Source organism: Listeria monocytogenes (genome assembly GCF_041765605.1).
GTDB classification, from domain to species: domain Bacteria; phylum Bacillota; class Bacilli; order Lactobacillales; family Listeriaceae; genus Listeria; species Listeria monocytogenes_D.
Genome location: NZ_CP168900.1, coordinates 511290 through 527256, shown reverse-complemented (window position 1 = coordinate 527256; position 15967 = coordinate 511290). Strand labels below are relative to the sequence as shown.

Genomic DNA, 15967 nt, shown 5'->3' with positions numbered 1-15967 from the left:
TCGATTTATCCATAGATTTTTTCTATATAATCGCTTACAATAGAGTTATCAAGGCATTCCGAGGAGGTAGTTTCATGAATTTGCGTCAATTATACTATTTTAAAAAACTAGCTGAAAAAGAGCATTATACTATTGCAGCTGCCGAATTATCCATTACCCAGCCCAGCTTAAGCCACTCTATTGCAGAGCTTGAGCGAGAACTTGGTGTCTATTTATTTGAAAAACAAGGTCGCAATATTCGTTTAACTAAATACGGTCGCTTTTATTTAACTTATGTGGAAAAATCCCTCGCCGAACTAGAAAAAGGTGAAAAACTTTTACACGAATTAACGAGCCCTTCTCACGGAAATATTGATTTAGGCTTTATTTACACCATGGGCGCCCATACGGTTCCAGAGCTCGTCCAGAATTTCACCAAAGTCGAAAGCCATAAAGACATCACATTTTCCTTTTTCCAAGGTGCCACTAAATCAATTATCCCTGATCTAAAAAATGAAAAATTCGACCTAGCGATTTGCTCGTACGTCGAAAATGAACCTGATATTGAATTTTTGCCATTAACGAAACAAGAGTTAGTTGTCGTTGTTGCTGAAAACCATCCACTCGCCAAATATGATTCGATTGATTTAAAAGACACCGCAGATTATTCGTATATTTTCTTTTCTGACACCAGTGGCCTGAGACCGCTCATCGATTCCCTTTTTGCGGAAATAAATATTCAACCAAAAATCGGCTGTTATGTAGAGGAAGATACCGCGATGGTCGGCCTTGTGAGCGTTGATTACGGTATTTCGATTATGCCAAAAATCTCGTCGTTATCACATTATAACGTCAAAGTATTATCCATCAACGAACCAAAACACGATCGTTTTATCTATCTAGCAAGTTTAAAAAATCACTACATTTCGCCTGCTTCCAAGGCTTTTAAAGATTTCGCATTACGTTACGGTGAGAAGCATTTCTTATAAAAAAGGAGCCAACCAAATCGGTGGCTCCTTTTCTATTAAAAATAAATACTTCCTGCTTCGGCATCCGCATTAAATCGGTACAACTCGCCAACTTTTTCTAAATACGGTAAATACTCGATATTCTCCATAAATTCTACTTCATCTGGCAAAATGCCTGGCTTCGTGCAACCATCCAACGTTTGGTAAAGTAGTTCTGCTGAGAAAGTTTCTGGCAAGAAATCACGAATTGCCGTCGTCAGTAAAAATTCTTCTGTAATCGCGCTATATGCTTTTTTAATCATATCTAAATGGTCAAAAGCAAGCGGAAGTTCCAAAGCTTCTGTCATTGGAAAAAGCCCGATATCCGCCGCGTCATCCCCAGCCGCACGTTTCTCCAAAGCTTCTGGTGGCACAATTGCATAAAATGCCCGCGAAATAATCCAGCCGCGCGGATCACGACCCGGTTTATCAAATACCCCAAACGGAATCAACGGAATATCTGTCAAACTTGTTTCTTCTTCTAGTTCACGCTCGGCAGCTTGGTCCGCAGATTCATTTTCGTCCACAAATCCGCCCGGAACCGCCCATTTTCCGCCTTCCATATTTGGTTTTCCTTCTGCGTTTGTAAGGCTTCGTTTAATTAATAAAATATGTAATGTTGGTTTCTCGTTCAACTCTTTTACTGTAGTTAAAATCATATCGCTCGTATAGCCATCTGGTGTACGAAACTCTTTTGCATTATAATTTTTCAGCGCATCTTCTTTGTTCACAAATTCTTCTGTCATGTCAAAATCAGACTCCTTTTTGTGTATTTAGCTCTTTCCATTATAGTATCACAAAAAAAAGAATTTGTTCCAATCACTGGAACAAATCCTCTTATTTTTCGATAATTGTGCGACCTTTATAAGTGCCGTCTGGTGAGATGCGGTGTGACATACGGTATTCGCCTGTTTCACTATCGCGACTCAAACCTGGTGTTGTTAAGCCTTTATGCGTACGGCGCTTGTTTTTCTTCGCTTTGGACGTACGTCTAGCTGGAACTGCCATCTTGCTCGCCTCCTTATTTCTTACACTTGTACCATTGTAACGCTAATCACACGAAACATCAATCTTACAAATCCGCTAAATCCTTCACCCATTCATTCAAAGGACGGCGTGGTTTTGCTTCAGGAACTTCGGCTAAGCTAGTTAAGTGCAAAGTTCCGACAATTTTTTGCTCAGCAGGGATACCTAAATCATCCGCAAACTTCGCATCAAAAATAAATCTATTTGACCGCCAAATCATCCCAATTCCCGCTTCCCAGCCAAGCAATTGGATATTTTGGATAAACGCACTAGTTGCCCCGATTGATTCGAAATCCTTTTTCCCGTGACCGATAATATTCGTCGTCACAATGAGTAAGTAAGGCGGCGTAATAATTTTCTTCGCATAGCCTGCTTTTAAATCCGCAATCTCTGCTTCAGAAAAACTAACCCCTTGTTCGCGCTCATTAAATTCGATGATTTTCTCGATGTAACGCTCTTTTTCAGCAAGTGTGTGCAATACGTATACATTCCACGGCTCTACTTTGCTATGAAAAGGTGCAAAGGCAGCTTGCTCTAAAATAGTGTTCACTGTTTCTCTTGAAATTGGTGCGTCATTCGCTTTTTTAATGCTGCGACGTTCCATAATTGTTTTTTCAATCATGTTTAATTCCCCCTTAAATGATAAACGTTATCATTTAGAGAATTATAGCATGATTGGATTGTGGGTTGCTAGTAAAGGGGCTTTTGGAGAAGATTCTGAGTGCTTTTATTTTTTTATTGTGCTTAAAAGCTTGTCTCTCTCCACTTTCCAGTCCCTAACAATCTTTTTAAACTCAAGTGTCGGTAGATTTATTGTTGGATTTAACTCATCATCATCTAACAGTCCATCGAAAGCGTCATAAATCATACATTCATTTTTCCGAATTTCTACTATGCTTCTTTCTGTTCCGATTTCCTCAAACTCACTTTCGCCATTTTCGATTTCATTAATTTTATCCAAAATATCCTCTAACGTAATTGATGAAAAACCTATATTTAACAAGTCCCCCAATCCAGTATATTGTTCTCCTGAAAAGTGTATAACCGGAACTTTTCCAAACCCTTTTTTCTCAAAAACTTTATAACTTATTTCCATTAATGCTTCACCTTTAATGTTATTTACGAATAAAATAGTTCCTACATCTAAAGCAATGTGACTATTAATTTAGATAGCCTATCTTACTCTCTCTTTCTCAGCCGCCAACCAGTTTTTATGTGATAAAACTACTTTAGATAAATATTCCTCTGTATAAAATTCTTGAGGCGTAAGCTGGTTTTCAACACCTTGAAATTGAAAAGGCATATCCACTGGAAATTTCAAATCCAGCCAAAACTCACTGATTTCTAACAAAGCATCAACGTAGCCCTTATCCATAATGCTATTTAATAAATCATTAACTAAAACCCATCTCCATCTATAGTAGCTTTTCAAATCATTTTCACTAGATCCCGCAACTAAATCCAGAAGCCTAAATATTTCATTCTCATCATATGGTTTAAATAGACTTCCTAGCTCCCATAAGTAAGGGTTTTCTTCATTTTCATTTTTAGTCAAATAGGCTAATATGTATTTCATTACGACTTCATCATTCCATATCCGTTGTAAGTAAAAATCCCTATCTAAAAAGCCAAACCTACCTAATTTAAGCTCATTCCATGAAAAAGGAATATCATTTTCTTTAAATTTCGTTATATCCATTTTTTTATTGACACTCCCATTTAACTTAGGATTTCTGAGAAACTTTTTGTGTATATTTTTAAATTGAAAAAGAACGTTCATTTTTAAAATGGATACTCATTCATCTTTCATGAATTTATTTGTTCTTTTGTTGCCGGAATCATCTCTTTAGGTCTTTCAATAAATTGACCATTTTCCATTGTAATCAAACAATTATCACACGTTTTATAGATATTATTTCTATCTGTAGATGAAGCAATTTTCAAGTTTGCATCCTGACAACTTGGGCATAGTTCATCTGTCATAAATGTGGCTATATCCCATACCATATGAATTACATTGCTACAAATTTCTTTTTCGTCCGCTCTGATTAGCGTTTCTGAATACCCTAGTACTAAACCTTCCAAATTATCATCTGTAGTGCCTAAAAAGAATTCACTTTCTTTGAATCGTTCAATACTATTTAAACTATCTTCTAAAATATACTTTCTAAAAATTTTATCGTGATTATTTATAAATAAAATGAGCTTTTCAAAAAATAATGGTAGTTTGTTGTTATCAAATTTTTTATATAGATCAATTATTTCTTCGTTCATTGTATACCTCCTAGGGTTTGGGTATTGGATAAGCAGTAATTAAATTACCCGCTTTGTCTGTTAAAATCCGAATATAGTTGGTTGGCTTCCCTCCGTTTTCAGGTATACTAGGTTTTATAGTACCCGCAGTTTCACCAATATTAATTATTCTTTCAAACTGATTTCCAGGAATTTCTTTAACTTCTATTTCCACAGTTTCTTTACTTGATAAAATATTTTTAAGTTTATCCTGACTAATGGTAAACTGACCAGCATTTCTATTTGGATTAAAATGTCTATCGACTATATGATTGAAACCTGCATTATCTGAAGAGCTAAATCTTGTAGGGCCATTGGCTATATTTATTCTAGACTGAGCTATACCAATGCTCGATTTCGGTAGAGCCGATTCACTAGCATTCTTAATTTTCTCCAATTCACATTTTGATATAGAAAGCTTCTTTCCTCGATATTTTTTCGTCGTGTAACCAAAAACAAGTGAAGTTAAAATCCCAAAACCCTGCGCTTTACTTATTTCTTGCCCAGTTATCGGATCTTTATTTTGCTTCAATGATTCTAGTGTGGCTTTTAACAACTCGCCTTCTTCCGTGGCTTGGTTACTATCTTTTGGCAGCTCACCGTTAAAACTGGCTGTATTATAAGCCTCTGTTGCCTTAATATCCACTTTCCCATCTTTTGAAAGAATCCACATACCGCCTTGTTTTACTTTACTATAAGCCGCAAAATCGTAAATTGTTGTATCAGTAGCGCTCGCTTTTCCTAACGTTTTTCGCATTCGGTTCACAGTGGCAAAATTTAATTTACTCAAATCATAGCCACCAGTCTGACTATCAAACTGGATATTTGATTGTAACTCTCGAACAGTTTGCTGGATACCTTGCACTAAATCCGTCAAATGGTCGAAAAAAGCCCCATGACTTTGTTCAAAAGCCAAATATTTCTCTAAAATATTTTCCTGCTTATATGCGGTTGCTAACTGAGAACGATAGGTTTGCATTTGGCCTTCTGTACCGCTGTTCATTCGTTGGTACAGTGCTTCTTTCTTGCTTTCAATACGGTCAATCATTTGGCCGAGTTCATATAAACCATCTGCATCAATTTTAGCATTAGGAGAAGGGTCTACTTGATTGTGAAAGTCTTGGATGTACCGCTTCATCCGTTCTTCACTCTCATTCATTGCCTCAATTATCGTGTCGCAGAGTGGAATGTACGTCATTTGATAATAATTTTTGGACGATTCCACGGCCTTCCCTTTTAAACTACCATCTTCTATGTAGTTTGTCACGGTGGTTTTGATGCCTTGAATGATTTTTCTTCCTGTTTGGTTAGCTGCGCGTAGTTGGAATGCAAAATCTCGTATTTCTTCGATGTCGATTCGGCTCACTGGAACAACTCCTTTTGTATATCTTGTTGCTTACTTTCCAATTGATAGATGTTTTTTTGGTATGTATTTATTTTTTCTTGGCGTTTTTCCTCCTCAGCTTGAAAGGTTTGGCGCCATTTATTTTTCTCGTCTGCTTGGAGGTCTTCTAAATAGTAGCCGAAATTGCGAGCTTGATCACCTTGCCAGACTACTCGCATCAACTCCAAAGACTCGTGTTCTTCGTGACAAATCCGCTCAAAATCTTCTTCTAGCCAAATTCGCTCATTTTGTTCATGTTTGAGCATATATAAGGATAATTCCGCATCTTTTTGTTGTTTTTGGAGGGTTTGTAGTTGTTGTTTCAATTTCTCGTTGTTTGAATCCACTTAAATCCATCCCTGCTTTTTTATTCTTAATATACCGCATAAGATATAAAAATTCAATAATTATCTGAAAATTCGAGCGGTCACAAAAAAACAAGCCATCTATCTCGAAATGGCTTGTTCACTCACTTCTTATTTTTCAACGATCACAGGGTTTTGCACATGAACCACTTCAAAACGAGCGATTGCATTTCCTACGATGCCTTTGCGGTCTTCTCTTTGTTCTCTAGTGTCTTTTGTTCTGCCATGTGCTTTTTTGAAGGAGTCGCTTTTCACCCAATTGCGTTGGGCTTCTTCGCTTTCCCATTTACTTGTTACGACTACTTCTTCATAGTCTTTGTCTTCTGGTTTGCTGTGCCATAGTTCGAAGCCTAGGAAACCTTCTACTTCTGCAATATCTTTTGTTGGATGTCCGTCGCCATTTGCGCCTGTGAACTGACGGATAACGTGCTCTGCTGCGCCTTTTTCTACCTTAATCGTATTAGTTACAATAATCATTCTTAAATCCCCCTTGGATAATTGTATTGTATGTATAATAGGCTAGTTCCTTTCATTATATTGATAATGATTCTCAATGTCAATTTTAGGGAATGGGATTGGAGTGGGATTTAAAAAGAACAAATTTCACAATCAATGAAATTTGTTCTTTGGTTTGTTAGTCTTTTTCAACCACCGGAATCCAAACTTCGGAATAATAATCAGCGGCAGTTGTGTCACCTTCTGTGTAGACTTCTAGTTCTGGAGCGTTTCCATGGGTGTAGTTGCTTGTTTGGAACCATTCGCCGTAAATGTATTCCCACACTTTTTGGATTGCGTTGGGTAGTGGGCCGACTGATTTGAAGATGGCCCATTTGCTTGCTGGGATGGTTAGTTTTTCCATGTCTTCTGGCGGAGTGAGTTCGGATTCAATCGCGATATAATAGTCCATTTTGTCGCCGTTCATTTGGCAAACGCCTAAAATACCATCAATTGTTGCAAATTCAGCTAATTCGTTGATTCGTTCGGCATCGCCATTTGTGTTTGCTTCTTGCCAAAATTGGCTGATTTTTTCTTTTTGTGCATCGTTCTCAACCGAAAAAGTTCGTTTTTTCCCCACAGCTGTAAAAGCATTTCGTTCGACAATTTCTACTTCCATGATTTTTGTCCTCCTTCAATTGCTTTCGGTACTATAAGTATAAACAAAAACTATCCAATCTCCAAATGGAAACCAGATAGTTTGAATTATTATTCTTCCGCTGCTGCTTGTTTTTGTTTCATCCGTTCGCGCACGCCAACTCGTTTGATTTGTTTACTACGAAGTTGCCCACACGCGGCATCAATATCCGTCCCGTGTTCGCGGCGAATAACACAATTAATACCATTTTTCTTCAATGTATCATAGAAAGCGAGTACGTCTTCTTTTGTGCTACGTTCATAATCGATATGCTCGTCCACCGGGTTATAAGGAATCAAGTTAACATAAGCTAAATGACGATGTTCTCCGAGAAGTGCCGCAAGTTCGAGCGCTTCTTTTTTATGGTCGTTTACACCTTTTAGCATAATGTATTCAAACGTGATTCGGCGGTTAGTTTTGTTAACGTAATAATGGATCGCTTCCATCAATTTCTCAATTGAATAGGTCTTGTTAATACGCATAATGCTCGTCCGCAGTTCATTGTTCGGCGCATGGAGGGAAATCGCTAAGTTGACTTGGAAATCTTCATTCGCAAAATCAATAATGCGCGGTGCAAGACCACTTGTCGAAACAGTGATATGGCGCGCGCCGATTGCTAGACCTTTGTCATGATTAATCACACGCAAGAAATCCATCACATTATCGTAATTATCAAACGGTTCCCCGATTCCCATTACAACCACGTGACTCACGCGTTCTTCCAAATTACGTCCATCCAAATAATGCTGCACATTCATAATTTGTTCTACAATTTCGCCAGCAGTTAAGTCGCGACTTTTTTTCAAAAGCCCACTCGCACAAAAAGTACAGCCGATATTACAGCCAACTTGGGTCGTTACACAAACCGACAAGCCATATTCTTGCTTCATCATCACGGTTTCAATTAAGTTCCCGTCACTCAGCTTAAATAAATATTTCGTTGTGCCGTCTGTAGATTCTTGTACCACTTGTTCTTCTAAAGTGTTCATCACAAAATTCGCTGTTAAAAGTTCAATTGTTTCTTTTGGAACGTTACTCATTTCTTCAAAAGTTTTGACACGTTTTCTATAAAGCCAGTCCCACACTTGTGTTGCGCGGAATTTCTTTTGACCGTGTGCTTCTAGCCATTCTGTTAATTTTGTCCATGTTAATCCATAAATGGAGCTTTTTTCCATTGTTCAGCCTCTTTTCAGGTCTTGTTTTCGTCTATAAAGATTATAGCTGTTTTATGGTTCACAAGCAATGCTATTTCGTAAATATCAGCCGTTTGTCCTGTCTCTCACAAAAAAAGTAGCTATTCTGTCACAAATAGCTACTTTTTCACTTTATCTAAACATGGTTTGTGTTGCTTTCGCTAGCACTTTTGGATCACGATTATGTGGTGTTACTGGGCAGATTTTTTTGTCGATATCAAGCAATGTGTACACGGCGATTCTAGCGGCGCGAACGGAATATTCTTCGGTGAAAACCATATCTTTTGGAATTTCCACAAATTGGCTAATCATCGCAAAGTTTGTACTACCTTCTGGGACAACGGCCGGACGATCACTCATTGCCCGTGGTTCAAATTGCGCATCGATATATGGCATGTAGCACGGAATTACATTGATAATATCCGCTTTAATTTCTTCAAAATCGTCTTGCCAGTTCAAATGACACATTAATTCATATAAAATTTCTTCCCCAGTACATTCTTTCATCGGTTTTTTCACGAAATCTCCCACGCGGTCTGGATATAATCCGTAACCCCAGAAAATCGTAGTGTTTGCATCTTGCGCTTTAAAATGAGGTTGTGCGGCAACAACGGTACTCATTAACCAATTAGAATCTTTGAAAGTCATGAGCGCACCACTTCCTGGAATGTTCCCTGTGAAGCGTTCAATGCGTTTTAATAATTTATCGCCATGACAAGTGACGGTAAAACTTTGCCAGTTTGTTTCTTCTTCATGACCGAAGAATGGCTCTGGATTGCCTAAATTTGGTTTCTTTTGAGCGACTTTGTACCAAAGTTCCCCAGAAATTGGTTTTTCTTCAGGTTTTGGCGCTGGTGTATTCATATCACCAAGAGTCGCGCTATCTGTCATACAAGCATTCGTCATAATCACATCATCATCCGGGCCAAGTTCGATAGTGGATCCATCCGATAAATGAAGTGCTGTTGCGGTAATTCCAGGCGCATCTTTGAAATCAATATCTTCCACCGTTTGATTAATTGTAAAATCAACGTGGTGTTTATCTAAAAATGTTTTTAAAGGTAAAATCAAGCTTTCGTATTGGTTTAGAGGCGTTCTCGTTACACCTTCTAGCGTATCAATACGACTAAATTCTAACATCATCCGATTCATATAACGTCTAAATTCAAACAAGCTGCTCCATTTTTGGAAAGCAAAAGTGGTTTGCCACATATACCAAAAATTCGTTTCAAAAAAGTGTTCATCAAACCAATCACGTATCGTTAAATTATCCAGTTTTTCTTCCGGAGTAGCGAGCAGTTTCGTCATCAACATCCGGTCATTATTATTAAATCCCATCGAATGCGCATCGAGGATATTGCGATCTTTATCAACTAATCTCGCTTGCGCATGGGTTGGATGTAAATGGTCAAAGTTCAAAATCTCTTCTGTCACACTAAAGTTCGGCATATCAAGCGACGGAATACTACTAAATAAATCCCAGAAATTTTCATAAGTTTCTTCATTCAACATCCGACCACCGCGACAAACAAAGCCATGTTCCACGCTTCCGGCTCCATCATTACTTCCGCCTAAAATATGCATACCTTCAATAATATGAATATTTTTCCCATCAAAATTGGCATCGCGAATTAAATAAACAGCCCCCGCCAAACTAGCAATCCCACCACCAACGAAATACACTTGTTTGTCACCATAATAGCGCGCTTTAATTGCTTCATCCACTGCCCGTTCTTTTTCAGCGGCCTTTTGTTCAGAAATTTTCTTTGCGGCAATACCTGTTCCAATTGCAGCCCCAGTTAGAGCGACTAGCGTACGTTTTTTATTTTTCATCACTATCTCCTCCAATTTCTTGATACAGATAGTATACCGCTTGTCGTTCGCTTTTAATCTGGGCAAAAGAACGCTTATGTCTGGTTTTTAGACAAATTAGCCATATTGTCTAGTTTTCGCGGTACATGCTGTTTGCCAAAAACTCTGTATCCTTTGCAAGTCGAAATAGCTGGTTCGCGATTGTTTCCGGAGCTTCTTTGAAACCGCGCGTAATCCATTTAATCAGTACACCCGAGCATCCGTAAGAAAAGAATTCCGCATAAAACACCCGATCTGCCTCGTTCACAGCTCCATTCGTATCAATTTTCTCAAATAAATCCATAAACAGCGAATTCGTTAATTTAGAAAAGCAAAAAGAAAGGATACTCGCATCCGCCGAAACCGTGTTTTTATAGAAATCAGCATTTTCTTTAATCGATTCCAGCATTTTCAGCACATGCTTATCCCAATTTTCAAGCGTAATCCCATCCGCCAAACAATGGAAAAAGTCATTTTCATACGTCCAAGTAAGCAAATCGTATTTATCTGTAAAATGGTAGTAAAAAGTTTGCCGATTAAGCCCACAAATATTCGTAATATCCGCAATACTAATCTTTTCAAACCGCTTATGCTGACAAAGCTCCATCAGCCCCCCAGCAATCGCTTTTTTAGTAATGAGTGATTCCGCCATGGCATCCGCCCCGTTTCGTTTGTTTGGGTTAATTGTATCTCAGGTGGGGTTGGAATTGCTAGGGAAAGCATGGAAAACATTTGTTCGCTAATATATAATTGAAAAAAAGAGGTGAATATGATGAAAATGACAGACCCGCTCTACGGAACATTTGAAATAGAACCTGTTTTGGCTGAACTAATCCAAAGTCCATTGGTTTCCCGGCTAGCACACGTGCATCAAGGTGGTTCGAGTTATTTAGTAAATCCACTTTGGGACCTTAGCCGGCTTGATCATTCGATTGGCGTGATGCTTTTTATTAGGAAGTTCGGTGGCTCTTTGGAGGAGCAAATTGCTGGCTTACTGCACGACGTATCGCACACTGCTTTTTCGCATGTGGTGGATTATGCGCTTGACTTTGAAGAGGAAGATTATCATGAGCAGATTTTTGAGGACTTTGTAAAAACTTCGACGATTCCTGCCATTTTAGAGAAGTATGGTTATTCTTTTGAAGGGATTTTTGATGATATTTCGAAGTGGAAAATTTTGGAGCAAGAAGCCCCGGAGCTTTGTGCTGACCGGATTGATTATACGTTGCAAGATTTGTATCGACATGGAAAAATTAGTTTGGCTGAGGTGGAAGAATTTTTGCAGGCTTTAGTAATGGTTGATGGGCGGCTTTATTTGGCAAATATCGCTCTTGCAGAATGGTTTGTTGCGCAATATTATTCGGAAGTGATTGATTATTTTTATGATCCGCTGAATGTTTATAGTTATGAGATTTTGGCTGAAGCAATGCGCATTGCGTTTCAGCAGGAGACGATTACAAATGCGGATCTTCGGTTGACTGATGCTGAATTGTTAGCTAAATTGAATGCGAATTCAGATGCTTGGGAGAAAATTCAGTTGCTCGAGAGTCCCCATTTGGAAGAAAATGAGGTGGACTTTACTTATCATCATAAGAAGAAAATGCGTTTGATTAATCCTTCTGTTTTGGTGGATGGGCGGCTTATTCCGGCGGATGAGCTTTCAGGAAAAGTACGTGAAATGAATGATTGGGCATCTGAGAAAAGTAAACATGGCAGCTATATAAAAGTAACATAAAAACCTCCCCATTTTTAAAAAAACTGTAGAAAAAATGATTGCTCATTTTTCCTACAGCTGATTCTTGAAATCATCCCTATCAAGGACTTTCCAACAGATTGATTGCTTCATTTAAAAACAAAATTTCTTCTTCTAATTTGTTTTTTTGCTGTTTTAATTCTCTTATCTGTAGAAAAGTCTCCACCTCTTTTGTTTCAAGTTTATCGCTATCATGTAACTTCATCCATTTGTGAAATTCGTAACGAGGGATACCATACTCCTTGCAGATAGAGTCTATGGTAGACCCCCTAGAGTATAAAACTAGTAGACTTTTTTGAATTTCTTCTCCATATTCGATTCGAGCCATACCTGTCACTTCCTATCTAACACAGAAATTTTTATATCCTTTTTACTTACTACATTACGATGATGTCACAGGGGGTTATTCCTTCTTCTTCCTTTTTCTTTGCATTATCAACCAAATAAGGATGAGCACTAAACCCAACAAGGTATAGTTAGTTACTGTATCACCTGCTTTAGGTAATGTATGTTGTTTGTTATCCTTATCTGAAGAGGCTGCCAGTTCTTTTTTAGGAATCTCCTGTACGTTTTCTTCACTTACATCCAAATCATCCTCTGAAATTAGGACCTCAACTACTGTATGACTAGCTTGAACACGGTCAGGCGATAAGAAGAACATCCCACAAAAGCTGATTAGTACCATTGCCAAAACTAATTTCCTTTTCAAGAAATGTACAACTCCTTTCTTAATTTCTTATTTAAAAGCAGCTGTAAAAGTTAAAGTTGTTTGATATGCTCCAGCTTTTTTGTCTCCTTGAGGACTTCCAATTTGAATTTTACTTACTTCTGTTTCGTCCATCGCATAACCTGAAAAGCTTCCGATAACAGGATTAGCCATTGTTACTACACTATTATTACTTTTAAAACTACTGGTTATTACGTCCGAAGTAGCGCCAACACGTTGTAATTCAATCTCTCCATCGGCTGATAATCCACTAGATAATGTAACCTCTACTTCTTTTCCTGGTTCTAAGTTACGATTGATTGTTTTCACAGACATTTCTGTGGCGTTATCATTAGATAAATTTACTTTTTCTGGTACAACGAGGGTATAATCACCTTCAACAGAATATTCCACTACTGTATTACCTTCTTTATCTGCAGCGTAGGCTGTCCCTCCGCTAAAAAATACCATACCCATTGCTGCTACACTTAACGTACTTAATACTAATTTATTCATAAAAAATTTCCTCCTTTGTCTAGACGACAACTAATTTTAAATTTATTTCAGACCCGTTTAAAGGTGACTGATCGTTTAAAGAAAAACATTCATATTTTAACACTGCGTTTTCATATTCGCCTACCGCTAACGGTTTTTCTAATTCAATGGAATACATACCTTTTCCCGGTTCGATTAAATCGGATATCCATAGAACCGAACCATCCGGATGAATAAGCGATATTTTGAAGTAACAATCATTAATTTCCGGATTATGGAAATTCACTGCTTGTTTTGTTTCATTTGCATACAACGTTACTTTTTCAAAACCCGGAATGGCGATTGTATTTTCTTCTCCACTTGTATCCTTCTGTTTTTTCCCGTTCCACTCAACAGCAGAAGGGTCTACATCCAACAGATTTATTTTATCCTTGAATAGAAAATAACTACTGATTCCAATGACACTTACTAGCAATAGTAGTAATGATATAACCACTACTTTTTTCTTCTTCATAGGTAACCTCCAATTTATTAATAACCAAATGACCTTGACATGATTACTATTCTGGCTAATTTACATCATTCATACTTAATCGAAAACACTAGATTCCCCGTATATTTTCCTGCCTGGATATTTTCTGGGATTGCAATATTCATGACTGCATCTCCTTCTGTTCTTTCCGAACCTGGGGCAAGGGTTAAAATTGCTTTTTCTGGATTAGTTTCTGACCCGTCCCAACTCAGTGGTGCCAAACATTGGACTGTTGTGTCTGCCGTATTGGTTAAAGTTAGCTTGTTGCTTTCAGAAACAGACATTGCTGTTCGGTTTAATCCCACGGACAAATCTTTATCTCCTCGATTAATCCCTTCCACTTTCAATTCAGAAGTTTCATTTAAAGAAATAGAAGCCGGAATAATCACTGTATAGTTTTCTATCCATTTTGCGTAGATAGTTATTGATGCATTAGCGGGCAATGAAAAGTCAAATTTATTGGTACAATCTTGATCAAGATACCACCCGTCAAAATAATGTCCTTCTTTTACAGGAATCACTTCTTCCCAGTATTCCCCAGAAAATTTATTTTGTACCTTTTGTTCCTCCGCGTCTTCAAACTGTCCACCCATCGCATCCATCGTTAAGGAAAGGAAAGCTCCTTTTCTATAGCCAGTAGGTTCGCTTTGTTTCCGATGATATGTCTGTAGTTGCGAGAGAGTTTCAAACTGCACCCAATTCTTTTCGTCATACCAGTTTGTATTTTCTAACCCATTAAAATTGCTTACATTGTGACTGACAAACAAGTAAGATAAAGAGGTTGTTCCAGTAAACATATCTGTCGAGCTTGCTGCATGTGTAAAATTATCTAGAAATAAAGATTTTAACGCTGTACAATTTTTAAACATGGTACCCATGTTAGTCACTGAACTGGTATCAAAGGTACTTAAATCAAGCTTCTCCAGTTTTTCATTATCAGAAAACATGGCAGCCATATTAGTTACTGAACTCGTATCAAAATTACTTACATCTAACGCTTCAAGACTAGTACAACCAGCAAACATGGCACGCATATCAGTTACTAAGCTCGTATTAAAATTACTTACATCCAACTTCTCAAGGGCGCTACAATTTCTAAACATTTGAACCATTGCAGTAGCGGAACTGGTATCGAAATTACTTACATCTAGTTTCTTCAGTTTTTCACAGCCATTAAACACTCTATACATATCAGTTACTGAACTCGTATCAAAATTACTTACATCCAGCTCTTCAAGACTAGTACAATCTTCAAACATGGCATACATATTAGTTACTGAACTCGTATCAAGGTTGCTTACATCCAGCACCTCAAGGTTTCTATTATCATAAAACATGTAAGACATATTAGTTACTGAACTCGTATCAAAATGACTTACATCCAGTTCCTCAAGTGCCCTACAGCTGTTAAACATATCCCACATAGTAGTTACCGCACTAGTATCAAGACCACTCAAATCAACCTCCATAAGGTTGGAACAATTTTTAAACATACCTTCCGTAGTGAGTAAAGATGGTGCTGTCGGATAATTATTATCTCTAATGATAACTTTTTCAATTCCTGAACCATAAAATGCGAGTGCAAAAGACGTCACTCTAGATAGATTCGAACGTTCAATTCTCACACTCTCAAGTACTGTGAAAACATTATTTCTAAAATACGATGAGAAATTTCCTGTCAAAGTAGCTTCTTCAATCTCTATATGTTTAATTCTGTTCAAATAACTATTCCAAGCGGTTGGTTTACTACTTGGCACGTTACCAAACATATGCAAGCTATATTCACCGTTCACAGTATTACGATAAATTGTCCAAAAATCACCTGAGTTTACTACTGTTAAATCCGAATCATCCGAATCGGCAATAGGCTGCTCAAGAACATCTGGATTTTGCACCAACTCATCCGTAATTGGGATTTCTTCTAAGTTCTCGACCTCTGCTGATTTGTCTTGCGGAACTCCTTCTGTAATGACATCAGAGGTATCTAGAGAACCCAGCTCCTCTTCTGGAAGCTTATTTGCAGTATCCAACTCTTGTGCGATAGAAACATTAGCGCTCCCAAAAGCAATGAAAATAACGGTAACCATTAGGATGACTCGCATGGAAAGCTTCTTCATCAGCTCCCCTCCTTCTTCGGTAATTAATTTCTAGATGCCTAAGCCTCTAGCTGCTATTTTATTATAGAGGAGTAAGAGAGCACCTCTGGCTATAAAATTTTAACTTCTTAAAATTTTATAGCTTATTAGTTGTGT

General features: G+C 37.8%; 20 protein-coding genes. 2 read left to right on the top strand and 18 right to left on the bottom strand.

The genetic code is table 11. The annotated features are described in order from the left end of the window. Window positions 1-74: 74 nt before the first annotated feature. On the top strand, window positions 75-968 hold the full coding sequence (locus tag AB2Q86_RS02615; protein WP_003730549.1) for a LysR family transcriptional regulator: 894 nt from the start codon (window positions 75-77) through the stop codon (window positions 966-968). Between the two features lie 35 nt (window positions 969-1003). On the opposite strand, the gene AB2Q86_RS02610 is transcribed toward AB2Q86_RS02615, so the two are convergent. The 13 genes from AB2Q86_RS02610 to AB2Q86_RS02550 all read right to left on the bottom strand — a co-directional run bounded on the left by AB2Q86_RS02610 (window position 1004) and on the right by AB2Q86_RS02550 (window position 10881). After that, window positions 1004-1732, bottom strand: a complete 729-nt coding sequence (locus AB2Q86_RS02610; protein ID WP_012581903.1) for an NUDIX hydrolase — start codon at window positions 1730-1732, stop codon at window positions 1004-1006. Window positions 1733-1823: 91 nt separating this feature from the next. After that, entirely contained in the window at window positions 1824-1994 is a 171-nt protein-coding gene (rpmF, locus tag AB2Q86_RS02605; RefSeq protein ID WP_003730546.1) for a 50S ribosomal protein L32, read from the bottom strand. A gap of 64 nt (window positions 1995-2058) precedes the next feature. Further along, window positions 2059-2634, bottom strand: coding sequence for a nitroreductase family protein (locus AB2Q86_RS02600; protein WP_003735657.1), 576 nt, complete (start codon window positions 2632-2634; stop codon window positions 2059-2061). Window positions 2635-2739: 105 nt separating this feature from the next. Then, window positions 2740-3108 (bottom strand): hypothetical protein, encoded by a 369-nt coding sequence (locus AB2Q86_RS02595; RefSeq protein ID WP_012581904.1) that lies wholly within the window; start codon window positions 3106-3108, stop codon window positions 2740-2742. A 78-nt stretch (window positions 3109-3186) separates the two neighbouring features. Further along, on the bottom strand, window positions 3187-3711 hold the full coding sequence (locus AB2Q86_RS02590) for a DUF2247 family protein (protein WP_012581905.1): 525 nt from the start codon (window positions 3709-3711) through the stop codon (window positions 3187-3189). A gap of 107 nt (window positions 3712-3818) precedes the next feature. Beyond that, entirely contained in the window at window positions 3819-4286 is a 468-nt protein-coding gene (locus AB2Q86_RS02585; protein WP_012581906.1) for a hypothetical protein, read from the bottom strand. A 10-nt stretch (window positions 4287-4296) separates the two neighbouring features. Next, window positions 4297-5670, bottom strand: coding sequence for a T7SS effector LXG polymorphic toxin (locus tag AB2Q86_RS02580; RefSeq protein WP_012581907.1), 1374 nt, complete (start codon window positions 5668-5670; stop codon window positions 4297-4299). After that, a complete protein-coding gene (locus AB2Q86_RS02575) occupies window positions 5667-6035 on the bottom strand; it encodes a hypothetical protein (RefSeq protein WP_012581908.1) in 369 nt (122 codons plus the stop codon). Before AB2Q86_RS02575 ends, AB2Q86_RS02580 begins: the two co-directional genes overlap by 4 nt. A 129-nt stretch (window positions 6036-6164) precedes the next feature. Further along, window positions 6165-6530, bottom strand: a complete 366-nt coding sequence (gene isdG, locus AB2Q86_RS02570) for a heme oxygenase IsdG (RefSeq protein WP_003721271.1) — start codon at window positions 6528-6530, stop codon at window positions 6165-6167. A 157-nt stretch (window positions 6531-6687) separates the two neighbouring features. Further along, on the bottom strand, window positions 6688-7167 hold the full coding sequence (locus AB2Q86_RS02565) for a GyrI-like domain-containing protein (protein WP_012581909.1): 480 nt from the start codon (window positions 7165-7167) through the stop codon (window positions 6688-6690). A gap of 89 nt (window positions 7168-7256) precedes the next feature. Next, the gene (rlmN, locus tag AB2Q86_RS02560) at window positions 7257-8360 is read right to left on the bottom strand and encodes a 23S rRNA (adenine(2503)-C(2))-methyltransferase RlmN (protein ID WP_003725208.1); all 1104 of its coding nucleotides are present in this window, start codon (window positions 8358-8360) and stop codon (window positions 7257-7259) included. 150 nt (window positions 8361-8510) lie between these two features. Then, window positions 8511-10211 (bottom strand): oleate hydratase, encoded by a 1701-nt coding sequence (locus AB2Q86_RS02555; RefSeq protein ID WP_003728986.1) that lies wholly within the window; start codon window positions 10209-10211, stop codon window positions 8511-8513. Window positions 10212-10320: 109 nt separating this feature from the next. Then, on the bottom strand, window positions 10321-10881 hold the full coding sequence (locus AB2Q86_RS02550) for a TetR/AcrR family transcriptional regulator (protein WP_003735640.1): 561 nt from the start codon (window positions 10879-10881) through the stop codon (window positions 10321-10323). 120 nt (window positions 10882-11001) lie between these two features. Here AB2Q86_RS02550 and AB2Q86_RS02545 point away from each other — a divergent pair, with 120 nt between their 5' ends. Beyond that, complete coding sequence (locus tag AB2Q86_RS02545; RefSeq protein WP_012581910.1) at window positions 11002-11964, top strand: HD domain-containing protein; 963 nt, start codon at window positions 11002-11004, stop codon at window positions 11962-11964. A 79-nt stretch (window positions 11965-12043) separates the two neighbouring features. Here the strand turns inward: AB2Q86_RS02545 and AB2Q86_RS02540 are convergent, their stop codons facing one another. From AB2Q86_RS02540 to AB2Q86_RS02520, 5 genes are all read right to left on the bottom strand, one after another. Continuing rightward, window positions 12044-12310: a hypothetical protein gene (locus AB2Q86_RS02540; protein WP_003733328.1), complete on the bottom strand. Its 267-nt coding sequence runs from the start codon at window positions 12308-12310 to the stop codon at window positions 12044-12046. Window positions 12311-12385: 75 nt separating this feature from the next. Then, window positions 12386-12691, bottom strand: coding sequence for an LPXTG cell wall anchor domain-containing protein (locus tag AB2Q86_RS02535; RefSeq protein ID WP_012581912.1), 306 nt, complete (start codon window positions 12689-12691; stop codon window positions 12386-12388). Window positions 12692-12718: 27 nt separating this feature from the next. Further along, entirely contained in the window at window positions 12719-13204 is a 486-nt protein-coding gene (locus tag AB2Q86_RS02530; RefSeq protein WP_012581913.1) for a hypothetical protein, read from the bottom strand. 19 nt (window positions 13205-13223) lie between these two features. Continuing rightward, on the bottom strand, window positions 13224-13697 hold the full coding sequence (locus AB2Q86_RS02525) for a hypothetical protein (RefSeq protein ID WP_012581914.1): 474 nt from the start codon (window positions 13695-13697) through the stop codon (window positions 13224-13226). Window positions 13698-13762: 65 nt separating this feature from the next. Further along, window positions 13763-15832 (bottom strand): BspA family leucine-rich repeat surface protein, encoded by a 2070-nt coding sequence (locus tag AB2Q86_RS02520; RefSeq protein ID WP_012581915.1) that lies wholly within the window; start codon window positions 15830-15832, stop codon window positions 13763-13765. Window positions 15833-15967: the final 135 nt, after the last annotated feature.